This window comes from Streptomyces sp. NPDC051662, assembly GCF_040681655.1.
GTDB lineage: Bacteria > Actinomycetota > Actinomycetes > Streptomycetales > Streptomycetaceae > Streptomyces.
The window spans coordinates 18,656-34,278 of the sequence record NZ_JBFAZD010000039.1; the positions used below are offsets into that span (position 1 = coordinate 18,656).

Genomic DNA, 15,623 nt, shown 5'->3' on the forward strand with positions numbered 1-15,623 from the left:
CGCCCCTTCGGCTCACTCGCCGGCGGTCGTGGGAAACCGGAACGTGTGGGCAGCTGGGAAACTCGTGTCGCCCATCGCGCATCAGCGTTCCCACCCGCCTACATTGGAAGGCACGCACCCCCTCCGAGGTCCGGAGTCCGCCATGTCCGTTGTCACCGCCACCCCCACGACAGCGTCGGACGCCCTGCGGCGGCAGGACCCCGAGATGGCCGAGGTGATCCTCGGGGAGGCACGTCGGCAGGCGGACAGTCTTCAGCTGATCGCCGCAGAGAACTTCACGTCGCCCGCCGTCCTCGCCGCGCTCGGTTCCCCGCTCGCCAACAAGTACGCCGAGGGTTATCCCGGCGCCCGCCACCACGGCGGCTGCGAGCTGGTCGACGCCGCCGAGCGGATCGCGATCGCGCGGGCGAAGGCGCTCTTCGGGGCCGAGCACGCCAACGTACAGCCGCATTCCGGCTCCTCCGCCGTCCTGGCCACCTACGCCGCCCTGCTGCGGCCCGGAGACACCGTGCTGGCCATGGGGCTGCCGTACGGCGGGCATCTCACCCATGGCGCGCCCGTCAATTTCTCGGGCCGCTGGTTCGACTTCGTCGGGTACGGGGTCGACGCGGAGAGCGGGATCATCGACTACGCGCAGGTGCACCAGCTGGCGCGGACGCACCGGCCCAAAGCCATCGTCTGCGGCTCGATCTCCTATCCCCGGCATATCGACTACGCCACGTTCCGGGAGATCGCCGACGATGTCGGCGCGTATCTGATCGCGGACGCCGCACATCCGATCGGGCTGGTAGCCGGGGGAGCGGCGCCCAACCCCGTGCCGTACGCCGATGTCGTGTGCGCGACGACGCACAAGGTGCTGCGCGGACCGCGCGGCGGGATGATCCTGTGCGGCGAGGAGTACGCGGAGCGCGTCGACCGTGCGGTGTTCCCGTTCACGCAGGGCGGCGCGCAGATGCATACGATCGCCGCCAAAGCGGTCGCCTTCGGGGAGGCGGCGACCCCGGCGTTCACGGCGTACGCGCACCGGGTCGTCGCCAACGCCCGTGCGCTGGCCGAGGCGTTGGCCACGGAGGGTCTTCTCATCACTACGGGTGGTACCGATACGCATCTGATCACCGCCGACCCGTCACCCCTGGGGGTGGACGGCAGGGCGGCCCGCGGCCGGCTGGCCGCCGCCGGTGTGGTGCTTGACACCTGTGCGCTGCCCTACGCGGACGGGCGCGGCCTGCGGCTGGGTACCGCCGCCGTGACCACTCAGGGCATGGGAGAGGCGGAAATGCGCCGGATCGCGGCCCTGTTCGCCGCGGCGCTGCGTGAGGATATCGCGAAGGCGCGGGGGGTCCGCGGTGAAGTACGGAGCCTGACCGGGCGTTTTCCGCCGTATGGGACGCTTTTCTGAATGAGACATCCGGGGGCGGGAAGCCGTGCAACCATCTCGCTCAGTGCGTTGTCCTTGCTCATAAGGCGACTCGGTTTCCATCGGCGGATCCGGAGCGGGCTAGTGTGTGGGGCTGAGATGGCCAGCGATTCCTGTGGGGCAGCCCGTGCGTGATTACCTGCTGACGCTCTGTGTGACGGCTGCGGTGACCTATCTGCTGACCGGCCCGGTGCGGAAGTTCGCCATCGCGACCGGAGCGATGCCGGAGATCCGCGCCCGCGACGTACATCGCGAACCGACGCCGAGGCTCGGCGGCATCGCCATGTTCTTCGGCCTGTGCGCCGGACTGCTCGTCGCCGACAACCTGCAGAACCTCAACGGGGTCTTCGAGCTCTCCAACGAGCCGCGCGCGCTGCTCTCCGGCGCCGCGCTGATCTGGCTGATCGGTGTCCTCGACGACAAGTTCGAGATCGACGCGCTGATCAAGCTGGGCGCCCAGATGATCGCCGCCGGTGTGATGGTGATGCAGGGTCTGACGATCCTGTGGATCCCGGTGCCCGGTATCGGCATGGTCTCGCTGACGTCCTGGCAGGGCACACTGCTCACCGTCGCGCTGGTGGTGATCACCATCAACGCGGTCAACTTCGTGGACGGTCTCGACGGGCTCGCGGCCGGCATGGTCTGTATCGCCGCCACCGCCTTCTTCCTGTACACCTACCGGCTCTGGTACGGGTACGGCATCGAGGCCGCCGCCCCCGCCACGCTCTTCGCCGTCATCCTGATGGGCATGTGTGTGGGCTTCCTGCCCCACAACATGCATCCGGCGCGCATCTTCATGGGCGACTCGGGATCGATGCTGATCGGTCTGGTGCTCTCGGCGGGTGCGATCTCCGTGACGGGCCAGGTCGACCTGGACGTCCTGAAGGTCTTCGAGGGTTCGGGACGCGCGGCCACCCACGCGGCACTGCCGGTCTTCATCCCGCTGCTGCTGCCACTGACGATCATCGCCATCCCGTTCGCGGACCTGGTGCTGGCGGTCGTACGCCGCGCCTGGAACGGTCAGTCGCCGTTCGCCGCCGACCGGGGCCATCTCCATCACCGGCTGCTGGAGATCGGTCACTCGCACAGCAGGTCCGTCCTGATCATGTACTTCTGGTCGGCGCTGATCGCTTTCGGTGTGGTTCTGTACTCGGTGCACTCGGCGTCGATGTGGATCCTGCCGGTCGTTGTCGTCCTGAGCGCGGTGGGGCTGGTGCTCCTGCTGCTGCCGCGCTTCACACCGCGGGCCCCGCTCTGGGCGCAGGCCTTCGTACCGCCGCGCTACCGGCGCCGCAAGCGGGCCGCCGCCGAGCCGGACGGATCGCACGAGGAGATCCTTCCCGAGCCCGTCCCCGAGCCGTTGGGGGCGCAGGAGAGGGCGGCGGAGCGTACGCCTGTTCCCGCCGGCGTCAACGGGGCGACCGCCCTCGGCGCTCGTTCGCGTTTTTCCGACAGAAGAAAGGCTGATTCCAGGCGCTGACCCTGGGGCCATTACACTCGTCGGAGCCCAATACCAGACACAACGCACCGCTGTCGTGCGCACACGCGCGGGGTAACTCTCATGTGTGACAGTCAGCACACCACCATGGTAAAGACCTCATCAAATAGTTTGTGATACTGTTCACGAGACCCGGCGACAGAGCCGAAGGACCGTAGTGCGACGGTCCGTTGGCCCGAGAAACCCTCTCTCGGACCGGGCCTACGCTCGTCCATGACGACACCATCTGCCCCACCCATTCAGCGGAGCTGCCGCCATGCCGTCCAACGACGTCCGGACTCTCCTTCACACCGCCGTGCCCACCGCCGCCGCCGGCGTCATCGCCGCGGCCGTCAGTGGTGTGGTCGCGGGCGGGAAGGGGGTGCTGGGAGCCGTGATCGGTGCGGTGGTGGTCATCGCCTTCATGGGGATCGGGCTCGTTGTTCTCCAACGCGTGGCCAAGTCGATGCCGCACCTGTTCCAGGGGATGGGCCTGCTGGTCTACATGACGCAGCTGCTGTTCCTCTTCATGTTCATGGCGGCCATCAAGGACGTCACCCTGTTCAACCCCAAGGCCTTCGCGTTCACACTGGTCTCGGTGGTCCTCGTCTGGATCGCCGCTCAGGCGCGTGAGCAGATGACAGCCAAGCGCCTCTACGTCGAACCCGAATCCGCGACGGCCGAGCAGGCCGGGAAGAGCGGTTCTTCGACGTGAGAGGTAGGGCCGGGATAAGTGCCTGTTCGGAACCCTGCTATCGTCCGGTGCCAACTGTGGCATTGCGGACGCGGGCATCCGAGCTGACGCCTGTTCTCACGCGAGGCTCTTCGCCCGTCCGCCGTCCCCACATCCGTTTCACCCGTCCAGTGCCGAATCGTGGCTGCGCGCCGCGCCGACACCATGAGGTTGCCGTACCTATGCGTCACGCTGAAGGAGCCCCCGGTGAGTGCTGACCCGACGCAGGTGCTCGCTTTCGAGACCGACTGCCACCTTTTCAAGGGGTGTGGTTTCGAGGGACCGAGCGTGTGGTCGTTCTTCTTCAAACCGATCGCCACGGTCGGCCCGGTGGAATTCAACAAGCCGATGCTGCTGGCCATCATCGGCACGATCCTGATCATGGTCTTCTTCTGGCGGGCCTTCGCCAAGCCGAAGGTCGTGCCCGGTAAGACGCAGATGGTCGCCGAAGTGCTCTACGACTTCGTCCGGCGCGGCATCGGCCGTGAGGTGATCGGCAAGAAGGCCGAGCCCTTCATTCCGCTGCTGGTCTCGCTGTTCTTCTTCGTCTGGATGCTGAACCTCTGGGCCCTGATCCCGCTCGCCCAGTTCCCGGTCAGCTCGGTGATCGCCTTCCCGGCGGGCCTGGCGGTCGTGGTCTGGGTCACGTACATGACGGTGACCTTCAAGGTCAACGGCTTCGTCGGCGGCATCAGGAACCTCTGCGTCCCGCGCGGGCTGCCGAAGCCGATCTACTTCATCCTGACCCCGATCGAGTTCGTCTCGAACATCTTCCTGCGGCCGTTCACCCTGGCCGTCCGACTGTTCGCGAACATGTTCGCCGGTCACGCGCTGATCCTGATCTTCACGATCGCCACCTGGTACCTGCTCGGCACCTGGCTCGGTACCGCCTATGCCTCCGTGTCCTTCGTGATGGCCGTCGTGATCACGGTCTTCGAGATGTTCATCCAGGCGCTCCAGGCGTACGTGTTCACCGTGCTGACCGCCACCTACCTCTCCCAGGCGCTCGAAGAGGCTCACTGAGCCCCACGGGCCCACCTCGGAGAACCCCACAACGTCCGGTGGACCAACCACCCACCGGCCCACCAAGAGAAGGAACCACGCACATGTCTGCTCTCGAGACCACCGCGGCCATCAGCGGCAACGTCGGCACCATTGGTTACGGCCTCGCCGCGATCGGCCCCGGCATCGGCGTCGGCATCATCTTCGGTAACGGTGTCCAGGCGATCGCCCGTCAGCCCGAGGCGGCCGGCCTGATCCGTCAGAACATGCTGCTCGGCTTCGCGGTCGTCGAGGCCCTCGCCCTGATCGGCTTCGTCGCTCCGCTCATCTTCAAGTAAGCCTGACGGTCCGGACACAGCCGTTCACGACGAAAGGTCCACCATGATGTACCTGGCAGCATCGGAGCCGCAGAACCCGCTGCTCCCGGTCTGGCCCGAGGTCGTCATCGGTCTGATCTGTTTCGGCATTATCTACTTCGCCTTCGCCAAGAAGCTCCTCCCGGCCATCAACAAGGCCCTGGAGGAGCGCCACGCGGCGATCGAAGGCGGTATCGAGAAGGCCGAAGCGGCTCAGGTCGAGGCACAGAGCGTCCTTGAGCAGTACAGGGCCCAGCTCGCCGAGGCCCGGCACGAGGCCGCGCGTCTCCGCCAGGAGGCGACCGAGCAGGGCACCGCGATCATCCAGGAGATGAGGGCGGAAGGTCAGCGGCAGCGTGAAGAGATCGTCGCCGCCGGTCACGCCCAGATCGAGGCCGACCGCAAGGCCGCGGCAAGCGCGCTGCGCCAGGACGTGGGCAAGCTCGCCACCGAACTGGCCGGCAAGCTGGTCGGGGAGTCCCTTGAGGACCACGCCCGGCAGAGCCGCACCATCGACCGCTTCCTCGACGAGCTTGAGGACGGCGCTTCGAAGGCAGAGGCCACGCGATGAACGGAGCGAGCCGCGAGGCGCTGGCCGCCGCGCGTGAGCGTCTCGACGCGCTGACCGACTCGACGTCGGTCGACGCGGCGAAGCTCGCCGAGGAGCTGACCGCCGTGACCGCGCTGCTCGACCGTGAGGTCTCGCTGCGTCGGGTCCTGACCGACCCGGCGCAGGCCGGCGAGGCCAAGGCGGAGCTGGCCGGACGGCTGCTCAGCGGTCAGGTGGGCGGTCCGGCCGCCGATCTGGTCGCCGGCATGGTCCGCTCCCGCTGGTCGCAGCCGCGTGACCTGGTCGACTCAGTGGAGGAGCTTTCGGCGACCGCCGAGCTCACCGCCGCGCAGCAGGCGGGTTCGCTGGACGACGTGGAGGACGAGCTGTTCCGGTTCGGCCGGATCGTCGAGTCCAGCCCCGCGCTGCGGTCCGCGCTGACCGACCGGTCGGCCACGACCACCGCCAGGACCGGCCTTCTCAACAGTCTGCTGGGCGGCCGGGCCAATCCGGCTACCGAGCGTCTGGTAGTGCGTCTCGTCACCCGGCCCCGGGGACGTAGCCTGGAATCGGGTCTCCAGACCCTGTCCCGGCTCGCCGCGGCGCGCCGGGACCGGATGGTCGCGGTCGTCACCTCGGCCGTGCCGCTCAGTGACGGGCAGAAGCAGCGTCTCGGCGCCGCTCTGGCCGGGCTGTACGGCCACCCGATGCATCTGAACCTGGACGTGGACCCCGAGGTCCTCGGCGGGATCTCGGTGCGGGTCGGCGACGAGGTCATCAACGGCACCGTCGCGGGCCGTCTCGAAGAGGCGGAACGGCGACTCGCGGGCTGACGGCGGGCGGCGAAGCCATCCGTCGACGCAGGCAACACCGACGCAGGCAGACGCAGGCAACGGAACAGAGCAACACCAGCGGCCCGGTTGGGCCGTGCAGAAATTGCAGAAGATTCCTGGGGGTCGCCCCCAGACCCGCAGACCCCCAAAGAAACTTCGGGCCCAACAAGGAGAGCAGGGAACCCAGATGGCGGAGCTCACGATCCGGCCGGAGGAGATCCGGGACGCGCTGGAGAACTTTGTCCAGTCGTACAAGCCGGACGCGGCCTCGCGCGAGGAGGTCGGTACGGTCAGCGTGGCCGGTGACGGCATCGCGAAGGTCGAGGGTCTGCCCTCGGCCATGGCGAACGAGCTGCTGAAGTTCGAGGACGGCACCCTCGGTCTCGCCCTCAACCTTGAGGAGCGCGAGATCGGTTCGATCGTCCTCGGCGAGTTCAGCGGTATCGAGGAGGGACAGTCGGTCACCCGTACCGGCGAGGTCCTCTCCGTCGCTGTCGGCGAGGGCTACCTGGGTCGCGTGGTCGACCCCCTCGGCAACCCGATCGACGGCCTCGGCGAGATCGAGACCGAAGGCCGCCGCGCCCTGGAGCTGCAGGCCCCGGGCGTCATGGTCCGTAAGTCGGTCCACGAGCCGATGCAGACCGGCTACAAGGCTGTCGACGCCATGGTGCCGATCGGCCGTGGCCAGCGTCAGCTGATCATCGGCGACCGGCAGACCGGCAAGACCGCTCTGGCCGTCGACACGATCATCAACCAGCGTGACAACTGGCGCTCGGGCGACACCAACAAGCAGGTCCGCTGCATCTACGTCGCCATCGGCCAGAAGGGCTCCACCATCGCGGGTGTCCGCGGTGCGCTGGAGGAGGCGGGCGCGCTTGAGTACACGACGATCGTCGCCGCCCCCGCGTCCGACCCGGCCGGCTTCAAGTACCTGGCGCCGTACACCGGCTCGGCCATCGGCCAGCACTGGATGTACCAGGGCAAGCACGTCCTGATCATCTTCGACGACCTTTCGAAGCAGGCCGACGCCTACCGCGCCGTGTCCCTGCTGCTGCGCCGTCCGCCGGGCCGTGAGGCCTACCCGGGCGACGTCTTCTACCTGCACTCGCGTCTGCTGGAGCGCTGCGCCAAGCTCTCCGACGACATGGGCGCCGGTTCGATGACGGGTCTCCCGATCGTCGAGACGAAGGCCAACGACGTGTCGGCGTTCATTCCGACCAACGTCATCTCCATCACCGACGGACAGTGCTTCCTGGAGTCCGACCTGTTCAACGCCGGCCAGCGGCCCGCGCTGAACGTCGGTATCTCGGTCTCCCGAGTCGGTGGCTCCGCCCAGCACAAGGCCATGCGGCAGGTCTCCGGCCGACTGCGTGTGGACCTCGCCCAGTACCGTGAGCTGGAGGCGTTCGCGTCCTTCGGTTCCGACCTGGACGCGGCCTCCAAGGCGTCCCTGGAGCGCGGTAAGCGCATGGTCGAGCTGCTGAAGCAGCCGCAGTACGCGCCGTTCCCGGTGGAGGAGCAGGTCGTCTCCGTCTGGGCCGGCACCAACGGCAAGATGGACGACGTACCGGTCGCCGACATCCGTCGCTTCGAGAGCGAGCTGCTTGAGTACCTGCGCCGTGAGCGCAAGGACCTGCTCACCAGCATCGCCGAGGGCGGCAAGATGAACGACGACACGATCCAGGCCATCGGGGACGCCATCGCCGCCTTCAAGCAGCAGTTCGAGACCTCGGACGGTCAGCTCCTCGGCGACGACGCGCCGGCCGTCAGCGTCTCCAAGTGACGACGGAAGGGACCTGACTCATGGGAGCCCAGCTCCGGGTCTACAAGCGTCGCATCAAATCCGTCACCGCGACCAAGAAGATCACCAAGGCGATGGAGATGATCGCCGCCTCGCGCATCGTCAAGGCGCAGCGCCAGGTGGCGGCGTCCGAGCCGTACGCGACCGAGCTCACCCACGCGGTGATGGCGGTGGCCACCGGTTCCTCCACCAAGCACGCCCTGACCACCGAGGTCGAGAACCCGACCCGGGCCGCGGTCCTGCTCATCACGAGCGACCGCGGTCTGGCCGGGGGCTACTCCTCGAACGCCATCAAGGCGGCCGAGCACGTCACCAACACGCTTCGCGGTGAGCGCAAGGACGTCGTGACCTACATCGTGGGTCGCAAGGGCGTGGCCTACTACGGCTTCCGTGACCGTCCGGTCGCGGACTCCTGGACGGGCTTCACCGACAACCCCACCTATGCCGACGCCAAGGCGGTGGCCGCCCCGCTCATCGAGGCGATCACCAAGGAAACGTCGGAAGGCGGGGTGGACGAGGTCCACATCGTCTTCACCGAGTTCGTGTCGATGATGACGCAGACGCCGGTCGAGAGGCGGCTGCTGCCGCTCACCCTCAAGCCGAGCAGCACGGAGGAGTCGGCCGAGGCCGGCAAGCGCGGTACCGAGGTCCGGCCGCTGTTCGAATTCGAGCCGTCGGCGGAGGAAGTCCTCGACGCCCTGCTGCCGCGCTACGTCGAGAGCCGTATCTACAACGCGCTGCTCCAGGCCGCCGCTTCCAAGCACGCTGCCACCCGCCGCGCGATGAAGTCGGCGACCGACAACGCCGGGGACCTCATCAAGAGCCTGTCCCGGCTTGCCAACGCGGCCCGCCAGGCCGAAATCACCCAGGAAATCAGCGAGATCGTCGGTGGCGCGAGCGCCCTGGCCGACGCGACCGCGGGGAGTGAAAATTAATGACGACCACAGTTGAGGCGGCCACCCCGGGAAGCACGGCCACGGGCCGCGTCGCCCGGGTCATCGGCCCGGTCGTCGACGTGGAGTTCCCCGTCGACGCGATGCCGGAAATCTACAACGCGCTGCACGTCGAGGTCGCCGACCCGGCCGAGGAGGGCAAGCTCAAGACGCTGACCCTCGAAGTCGCCCAGCACCTGGGCGACGGTCTGGTCCGCGCGGTCTCGATGCAGCCCACCGACGGTCTGGTACGCCAGGCCCCGGTGACCGACACGGGCAACGGCATCACCGTGCCGGTCGGCGATGTGACCAAGGGCAAGGTGTTCAACACCCTCGGTCAGATCCTGAACGAGCCCGAGGCCGAGTCGCAGATCACCGAGCGCTGGCCGATCCACCGCAAGGCCCCGGCCTTCGACCAGCTTGAGTCGAAGACCGAGATGTTCGAGACCGGCCTGAAGGTCGTCGACCTGCTGACCCCGTACGTCAAGGGCGGCAAGATCGGTCTGTTCGGTGGTGCGGGCGTCGGCAAGACCGTCCTCATCCAGGAAATGATCATGCGTGTGGCCAAGCTGCACGACGGTGTTTCCGTGTTCGCCGGTGTCGGTGAGCGCACCCGTGAGGGCAACGACCTCATCGACGAGATGACCGAGTCGGGCGTGCTGGACAAGACCGCGCTGGTCTTCGGCCAGATGGACGAGCCGCCGGGCACGCGTCTGCGGGTGGCGCTCTCCGCGCTGACCATGGCGGAGTACTTCCGCGATGTGCAGAAGCAGGACGTGCTGCTCTTCATCGACAACATCTTCCGCTTCACCCAGGCCGGTTCCGAGGTCTCCACGCTGCTCGGCCGTATGCCGTCCGCGGTGGGTTACCAGCCGACCCTGGCGGACGAGATGGGTGTGCTCCAGGAGCGCATCACCTCGACCCGCGGTCACTCGATCACCTCGATGCAGGCGATCTACGTCCCCGCGGACGACCTGACCGACCCGGCGCCGGCCACGACCTTCGCGCACCTCGACGCGACGACCGTGCTGTCGCGTCCGATCTCGGAGAAGGGCATCTACCCGGCGGTGGACCCGCTGGACTCGACGTCCCGCATCCTGGACCCGCGTTACATCTCGCAGGCCCACTACGACGCGGCCAGCCGCGTCAAGGGAATCCTGCAGAAGTACAAGGACCTCCAGGACATCATCGCGATCCTCGGTATCGACGAGCTGGGCGAGGAGGACAAGCTCGTTGTCCACCGGGCCCGTCGCGTCGAGCGCTTCCTGTCGCAGAACACCCACGCCGCCAAGCAGTTCACCGGTCTGGACGGTTCCGACGTACCGCTCGACGAGTCGATCGCCGCGTTCAACGCGATCTGTGACGGGGAGTACGACCACTTCCCCGAGCAGGCGTTCTTCATGTGCGGTGGCATCGAGGACCTGAAGGCCAAGGCCAAGGAACTCGGCGTTTCCTGAGCCGTCGGCGCACGGAGGGGGGCGGGTACCTCCCGCCCCCCTCCGTCGCTCTTATCGACACCCCATAGAATTGAAGCCAACACCCGGCGATACGGCCGGGTGGTGACCCGAGGAGCCACCCTTGGCTGCTGAGCTGCATGTCGAGCTGGTCGCCGCTGACCGCAGTATCTGGTCCGGCGAGGCCACCCTGGTCGTCGCGCGCATCACGTCCGGCGACATCGGCGTCATGCCCGGTCACCAGCCGCTGCTCGGTGTGCTGGAGTCGGGCCCGGTGACCATTCGTACGAGCGAGGGCGAAACGGTCGTGGCCGCTGTGCACGGCGGTTTCCTCTCGTTCGCCGACAACAAGCTTTCGCTGCTGGCGGAGATCGCCGAGCTGGCGGACGAGATCGACACCCAGCGCGCCGAGCGTGCGCTGGAACGCGCGAAGTCGGGTGACGACGACGCCGCCGAACGGCGCGCCGATGTCCGACTGCGTGCGGTGGCGGTGCGCTGAGCGCTGCTATCACGGATTTATCCTCAGCCGCGGCTCGTTCCGGATCCCTCCGGACCGGGTCGCGGCTGAGGCGATGCGGGTGCGGTTCCTGTTCCGGTACTGAATGAGGCGAGGAGGTCGGTGTTTGATGGTCCTCGCTCTGCTCATTTGCGGACTGGTCGTCGTACTGGTTGCGGTGGGGCTCTTCGTCTTCGGTCTGCGCCGGCGGCTGATCCAGCGCTCCGGCGGGACGTTCGACTGCAGTCTGCGCTGGAACGTGCCGGCGGAGCCCGATCTCTCCGGCAAGGGCTGGGTGTACGGCGTGGCCCGCTACAACGGCGACCGCATCAATTGGTTCCGGGTCTTCTCCTATGCCCCGCGCCCGCGCCGTACGCTGGAGCGCTCCGCGATCGAGGTGGTGTCGCGCCGTGCGCCCGAGGGCGAGGAGGAGCTCGCGCTGCTCTCCGACGCGGTCATCCTGGGCTGTGCGCACCGCGGGGTCCGGCTGGAGCTGGCGATGAGTGATGACGCCCTCACCGGTTTTCTCGCCTGGCTGGAGGCGGCTCCGCCGGGGCAGCGGGTGAATGTGGCCTGAGCCCTGACCCGCTGTCAGGGCTCGGACATGAGCACGATGAGTTGTGCACGATGAAGGGGGCGGCGCTCGGGCGCCGCCCCCTTCACCTGTGCCGTTGTGGCTATCCGAGACCGTTGTTGAGCGCGGTCACCAGCTCGCCGTTGGCGGTGTCACCCGTGAAGTCCCAGAAGAAGGCGCCTCCCAGGCTCTGCTGGTTCGCCCAGGCCATCTTGGACGTGATGGTGGCCGGGGTGTCGTAGCTCCACCAGTTGCTGCCGCACTTGGCGTACGAGGTGCCCGCGATGGTGCCGGTGGGCGGGCAGGTGTTCTTCAGGACCTTGTAGTCCTCGATCCCGGCCTCGTACGTACCGGGAGCGGCGCCGGTCGCGGTGCCGCCCGGGGTCGCCTGGGTCACCCCGGTCCAGCCGCGTCCGTAGAAGCCGATGCCGAGCAGCAGCTTGTTGGCCGGTACGCCCTGCGCCTTGAACTTGGCTATCGCCTCGGCGGAGTTGAAGCCCGCCTGCGGGATGCCCGGGTACGAGGTGAGCGGGGAGTGCGGAGCCGTCGGGCCCTGCGCGGCGAAGGCGCCGAAGAAGTCGTACGTCATGACGTTGAACCAGTCCATGTACTGGGCCGCGCCCGCGTAGTCGACCTTGTCGATCTTGCCGCCGGCCGAGGCGTCCGCCGTGGTGGCCGCCGTGACCAGGTTGTTGGCGCCGAACTTGGCGCGCATGGCCTGCATCATGTTCTTGAACGACGCGGGGCCGCTGGTGTCACAGGTCAGACCACAGGCGTTGGGGTACTCCCAGTCCAGGTCGATGCCGTCGAAGACATCGGCCCAGCGCGGGTCCTCCACCAGGTCGTAGCAGGACTGCGCGAAGGCCGCCGGGTTCTGCACGGCCTGGCCGAAGCCGCCCGACCAGGTCCAGCCGCCGAACGACCAGAGGACCTTGATGTGCGGGTACTTGGCCTTGAGCTTGCGCAGCTGGTTGAAGCTGCCGCGCAGCGGCTGGTCCCAGGTGTCGGCGACGCCGTCGACGGACTGGTCGGCGGTGTACGCCTTCTCGTAGTCGGCGTAGGAGTCACCGATGGTGCACTTGCCGCCGGTGACATTGCCGAAGGCGTAGTTGATATGGGTGATCTTGGCCGCGGAACCGGAGGTGTCCAGGTTCTTGACGTGGTAGTTCCGGCCGTAGACGCCCCACTCGGTGAAGTAGCCGAGCTTGACCTTGCTGCCGGGACCGGGGCCGGGGCCCGTGTCGCCACCGGTGGTGCGGACCGCGCGGGCGCCGCTGACCGGGCCCGTCTGGTCGGCCGTGTCACGGGCCTGGACGGTGTAGGAGTAGTCGGTGCCCGCGGTCAGACCGGTGTTGGTGTACGTCGTACCGGTGACCGTGGCGACCTTCGCGCCGTCCCGCAGGACGTCGTAGTTCTTGATGCCCTTGTCGTCGGTGGCCGCGGTCCAGCTCAGCTTCACCGAGGTATTGGCGATCTCGCTCGCGGTCGGGGTGCCGGGGGCCGAGGGCGGGTTGTCGCCCGGGACGCTCGGGCCGCCGTCGCACGAGCCGCCGTTGAGCTTGCAGCCGGTCGGGGCGCCGGCGCCGGTGCCGTTGAAGCCGAAGGTGACGGTCGCCCCGGGGGCGAGCGTGCCGTTCCAGGTCTTGTTCTTGGCCGTCCAGTGGTTGGCCGCTCCGGTGATGTCGGCGTCCCAGCCGGAGGTGACCGCCGTACCGGCCGGGAAGTCCCACTCGACGGTCCAGGAGCTGAGGCTCGTGGTGCCGGTGTTCTTCACCGTCCACTTGCCCTCGAAGCCGCTGCCCCAGTCGGAGGCCTTGGTGTATGTGGCGGTCGCCGAGGTGGCGGCCTCCGCGGGGGTGGCCAGCCCGACGAGGGCGGCCAGGGGCAGCAGCAGCGCGGTGAGACCCGCGACGGCTCTGGATCTGAATCGGGGTCTGTGGAGGGCGGGTTGGGAGTTCAAGCGTGCTCCTCAGGTGAGTACAGGACAAAACGGGGGTGGTCCGTGCACTGCTCACCCTGCGACGGCTCACCGCAGTGTGTGCGGTGAGAGTAGGAAGGTCTGGACCACTCGTCAATAGGTCCAGACCAAAGGTGGGGAGCCGCGGATCAGATTCCCAGCTCCTGGGCGAGGACGGCGGCCTGCACCCGGCTGCGCAGCTCCAACTTGCCCAGCAGCCTGCTCACATGGGTTTTCACGGTCGCCTCGGCCATCGTGAGCCGGGCCGCGATCTGCGCGTTCGACAGCCCCTGACCGAGACAGGAAAGCACCTCGCGCTCCCGGCGCGTGAGGACGTCCAGGATCGCCGGGTCGGGGGCGTCAGGTGAACGTACGGGCGTCGGCACGGCGAACTCGGCGATGAGCCGGCGGGTGACGGCCGGGGCGATCAGGCCCTCGCCACGCCCCACCGTCCGAACCGCGGCGAGCAGTTCACCGGCCTCCGCGTTCTTCAGCAGAAAGCCCGCCGCCCCGGCCCGCAGCGCCCCGAAGACATACTCGTCCAGATCGAAGGTGGTCAGCACCAGCACATCGGCCAGCCGCTCCGCGACCACCTGCCGGGTCGCCGACACCCCGTCGAGCCGTGGCATCTGCACATCCATCAGCACCAGATCGGGCCGCAGCTCCCGGGCCAGCGCGACCGCCTCCGCGCCGTCCGACGCCTCCCCGACGACCTCGATGTCCGACGCGCTGCGCAGAATGAGCACCAGCCCCGCGCGTACCGCCGACTGGTCCTCCGCGACCAGCACCCGGATCGTCATGCTCTCTCCCGCCTTTCCACGACCGGCAGTTCGGCCCGTACCAGCCAGATCTTTCCCCCGTCGGCCGCGGTGACGGGACCCGCCTCGAAGTCTCCGTCCAGCAGCTCGACCCGCTCGCGCATCCCGACCAGACCGGCGCCCGACCCCGGCGCGCGCGGCCCCGGCCGGTCACCGAACGGGCTGCGGACCTCCACCGTCAGCGCACGCTCCGTCCCGTTCAGCCCGACGGTGATCGTGCCGGGGACCGCGTGTTTGAGCGCGTTGGTCAGCGACTCCTGAATGATGCGGTACGCGGCCAGATCGATGGGGGTGGGCAGCGGGGGCGCGACGCCCTCGCCGCGCCGGTCGTCCAGCGTGAAGCACAGCCCGCTGGAGGCGCCGTTCGTACGGGCCTGCTCCACCAGCGTGTCCAACGCCCGCAGCGTGGGCGCGGCGGACACGGTGCCGCTCTTGTCGCTCTCGCGCAGCAGCCCGATCAGCCGGCGCATCTCGGCCAGCCCCTCGACGCTGTTCTCCCGGATGACGCCGAGCGCGTCCCGGGTCGTGCGCGCGTCGTCCAGCGAGAGCGCGGCCGTCGAGTGGATGGCGATCGCCGAGAGATGGTTGGCGACCATGTCATGCAGCTCCCGGGCCATCCGCGTGCGCTCGGCCGCCACCGCCTGTGTCCGGTCCATCTCGGCCAGCAGCGCCGTCTGCTCGGCCCGTAGCCGCGCCGACTCGGCGGCGTCCCGGTGGTTGCGTACGAGAACGCCGGTACTGGCCGGAAAGAAGCTGATCAACGCGGTGACCACCCCGATCAGCAGCGCCTCGGGCGTGCGCAGCCAGGTGACGAAGCCGATCGTCACCGCGACCGTGATCAGCCCGGTGGTCCAGGGGATACGGCGGGCGGCGGCGGGAGTCCCGTACAGCACGGCCGCGTACATCACGTCCGTGAACATCACCACCGTCGCCAGACTGCCGGTGGTGAACTGGTCGGCGACCAGCGCGAGCGTGCCGACGGCCAAGGCGGTCGCCGGCGCGGTCCTGCGCAGCAGCTCCACCCCCGCCATGACGGCCAGCGGCAGCAGCACCCATGCCCCGGGCAGCGCGCGGCCCCCCTGGGTGTGCAGACCCGCCGACCACAGGGCGACACCGCCGAGCACTCCGGCCAGGGCGATCATCGCGTCCACGCGGTGCGGCCGACGGGACGGGAACCCGGACCGGCGGGCGGGGAGGAACACGGCAGATCGGGGAGAAGCGAT

General features: G+C 68.3%; 15 protein-coding genes. 12 read left to right on the top strand and 3 right to left on the bottom strand.

The genetic code is table 11. From position 1 onward, the window contains the following. Nucleotides 1-142 precede the first annotated feature (142 nt). The 12 genes from glyA to AB0M67_RS37830 all read left to right on the top strand — a co-directional run bounded on the left by glyA (nucleotide 143) and on the right by AB0M67_RS37830 (nucleotide 11,628). The gene (glyA, locus tag AB0M67_RS37775; RefSeq protein WP_365752208.1) at nucleotides 143-1,399 is read left to right on the top strand and encodes a serine hydroxymethyltransferase; all 1,257 of its coding nucleotides are present in this window, start codon (nucleotides 143-145) and stop codon (nucleotides 1,397-1,399) included. Between the two features lie 145 nt (nucleotides 1,400-1,544). Further along, nucleotides 1,545-2,897 (top strand): MraY family glycosyltransferase, encoded by a 1,353-nt coding sequence (locus AB0M67_RS37780; protein WP_365752210.1) that lies wholly within the window; start codon nucleotides 1,545-1,547, stop codon nucleotides 2,895-2,897. Nucleotides 2,898-3,171: 274 nt separating this feature from the next. Continuing rightward, nucleotides 3,172-3,609 carry a hypothetical protein gene (locus tag AB0M67_RS37785; protein WP_365752212.1) on the top strand — a complete coding sequence of 146 codons (438 nt, stop codon included), beginning with the start codon at nucleotides 3,172-3,174 and terminating at the stop codon, nucleotides 3,607-3,609. Between the two features lie 183 nt (nucleotides 3,610-3,792). Continuing rightward, nucleotides 3,793-4,650 (top strand): F0F1 ATP synthase subunit A, encoded by an 858-nt coding sequence (gene atpB, locus AB0M67_RS37790; RefSeq protein ID WP_365752299.1) that lies wholly within the window; start codon nucleotides 3,793-3,795, stop codon nucleotides 4,648-4,650. A gap of 83 nt (nucleotides 4,651-4,733) precedes the next feature. Next, entirely contained in the window at nucleotides 4,734-4,967 is a 234-nt protein-coding gene (atpE, locus tag AB0M67_RS37795; protein ID WP_365752214.1) for an ATP synthase F0 subunit C, read from the top strand. Nucleotides 4,968-5,010: 43 nt separating this feature from the next. After that, complete coding sequence (locus AB0M67_RS37800) at nucleotides 5,011-5,556, top strand: F0F1 ATP synthase subunit B (RefSeq protein WP_365752216.1); 546 nt, start codon at nucleotides 5,011-5,013, stop codon at nucleotides 5,554-5,556. Then, a complete protein-coding gene (locus AB0M67_RS37805) occupies nucleotides 5,553-6,368 on the top strand; it encodes a F0F1 ATP synthase subunit delta (protein WP_365752218.1) in 816 nt (271 codons plus the stop codon). Before AB0M67_RS37800 ends, AB0M67_RS37805 begins: the two co-directional genes overlap by 4 nt. 187 nt (nucleotides 6,369-6,555) lie before the next feature. Continuing rightward, on the top strand, nucleotides 6,556-8,151 hold the full coding sequence (gene atpA / locus AB0M67_RS37810) for a F0F1 ATP synthase subunit alpha (RefSeq protein ID WP_365752221.1): 1,596 nt from the start codon (nucleotides 6,556-6,558) through the stop codon (nucleotides 8,149-8,151). Nucleotides 8,152-8,171: 20 nt separating this feature from the next. After that, entirely contained in the window at nucleotides 8,172-9,104 is a 933-nt protein-coding gene (locus tag AB0M67_RS37815) for a F0F1 ATP synthase subunit gamma (RefSeq protein ID WP_365752223.1), read from the top strand. Next, on the top strand, nucleotides 9,104-10,558 hold the full coding sequence (gene atpD, locus AB0M67_RS37820; RefSeq protein WP_365752225.1) for a F0F1 ATP synthase subunit beta: 1,455 nt from the start codon (nucleotides 9,104-9,106) through the stop codon (nucleotides 10,556-10,558). The genes AB0M67_RS37815 and atpD overlap by 1 nt, the downstream gene beginning before the upstream one ends. A 121-nt stretch (nucleotides 10,559-10,679) precedes the next feature. Beyond that, the gene (locus AB0M67_RS37825; RefSeq protein ID WP_365752228.1) at nucleotides 10,680-11,054 is read left to right on the top strand and encodes a F0F1 ATP synthase subunit epsilon; all 375 of its coding nucleotides are present in this window, start codon (nucleotides 10,680-10,682) and stop codon (nucleotides 11,052-11,054) included. A 127-nt stretch (nucleotides 11,055-11,181) separates the two neighbouring features. Continuing rightward, nucleotides 11,182-11,628 (top strand): DUF2550 domain-containing protein, encoded by a 447-nt coding sequence (locus tag AB0M67_RS37830; RefSeq protein ID WP_249953485.1) that lies wholly within the window; start codon nucleotides 11,182-11,184, stop codon nucleotides 11,626-11,628. 100 nt (nucleotides 11,629-11,728) lie between these two features. Here AB0M67_RS37830 and AB0M67_RS37835 read toward each other — a convergent pair whose 3' ends face one another. The 3 genes from AB0M67_RS37835 to AB0M67_RS37845 all read right to left on the bottom strand — a co-directional run bounded on the left by AB0M67_RS37835 (nucleotide 11,729) and on the right by AB0M67_RS37845 (nucleotide 15,542). Next, nucleotides 11,729-13,585, bottom strand: a complete 1,857-nt coding sequence (locus AB0M67_RS37835; RefSeq protein WP_365752230.1) for a glycoside hydrolase family 18 chitinase — start codon at nucleotides 13,583-13,585, stop codon at nucleotides 11,729-11,731. A 146-nt stretch (nucleotides 13,586-13,731) separates the two neighbouring features. Continuing rightward, a complete protein-coding gene (locus tag AB0M67_RS37840; RefSeq protein ID WP_365752232.1) occupies nucleotides 13,732-14,382 on the bottom strand; it encodes a response regulator transcription factor in 651 nt (216 codons plus the stop codon). After that, nucleotides 14,379-15,542 (bottom strand): histidine kinase, encoded by a 1,164-nt coding sequence (locus AB0M67_RS37845; RefSeq protein ID WP_365752301.1) that lies wholly within the window; start codon nucleotides 15,540-15,542, stop codon nucleotides 14,379-14,381. Before AB0M67_RS37845 ends, AB0M67_RS37840 begins: the two co-directional genes overlap by 4 nt. Nucleotides 15,543-15,623: the final 81 nt, after the last annotated feature.

What these genes read in the sequence shown, in the direction of transcription:
- AB0M67_RS37830 (WP_249953485.1), top strand. Translation starts at nt 11,182, where the DNA reads ATGGTCCTCGCTCTGCTCATTTGCGGACTGGTCGTCGTACTGGTTGCG.
- AB0M67_RS37845 (WP_365752301.1), bottom strand. Translation starts at nt 15,542, where the DNA reads ATGATCGCCCTGGCCGGAGTGCTCGGCGGTGTCGCCCTGTGGTCGGCG.
- atpA (WP_365752221.1), top strand. Translation starts at nt 6,556, where the DNA reads ATGGCGGAGCTCACGATCCGGCCGGAGGAGATCCGGGACGCGCTGGAG.
- AB0M67_RS37805 (WP_365752218.1), top strand. Translation starts at nt 5,553, where the DNA reads ATGAACGGAGCGAGCCGCGAGGCGCTGGCCGCCGCGCGTGAGCGTCTC.
- AB0M67_RS37785 (WP_365752212.1), top strand. Translation starts at nt 3,172, where the DNA reads ATGCCGTCCAACGACGTCCGGACTCTCCTTCACACCGCCGTGCCCACC.
- atpB (WP_365752299.1), top strand. Translation starts at nt 3,793, where the DNA reads ATGAGGTTGCCGTACCTATGCGTCACGCTGAAGGAGCCCCCGGTGAGT.
- glyA (WP_365752208.1), top strand. Translation starts at nt 143, where the DNA reads ATGTCCGTTGTCACCGCCACCCCCACGACAGCGTCGGACGCCCTGCGG.
- atpE (WP_365752214.1), top strand. Translation starts at nt 4,734, where the DNA reads ATGTCTGCTCTCGAGACCACCGCGGCCATCAGCGGCAACGTCGGCACC.
- AB0M67_RS37800 (WP_365752216.1), top strand. Translation starts at nt 5,011, where the DNA reads ATGATGTACCTGGCAGCATCGGAGCCGCAGAACCCGCTGCTCCCGGTC.
- AB0M67_RS37815 (WP_365752223.1), top strand. Translation starts at nt 8,172, where the DNA reads ATGGGAGCCCAGCTCCGGGTCTACAAGCGTCGCATCAAATCCGTCACC.
- atpD (WP_365752225.1), top strand. Translation starts at nt 9,104, where the DNA reads ATGACGACCACAGTTGAGGCGGCCACCCCGGGAAGCACGGCCACGGGC.
- AB0M67_RS37840 (WP_365752232.1), bottom strand. Translation starts at nt 14,382, where the DNA reads ATGACGATCCGGGTGCTGGTCGCGGAGGACCAGTCGGCGGTACGCGCG.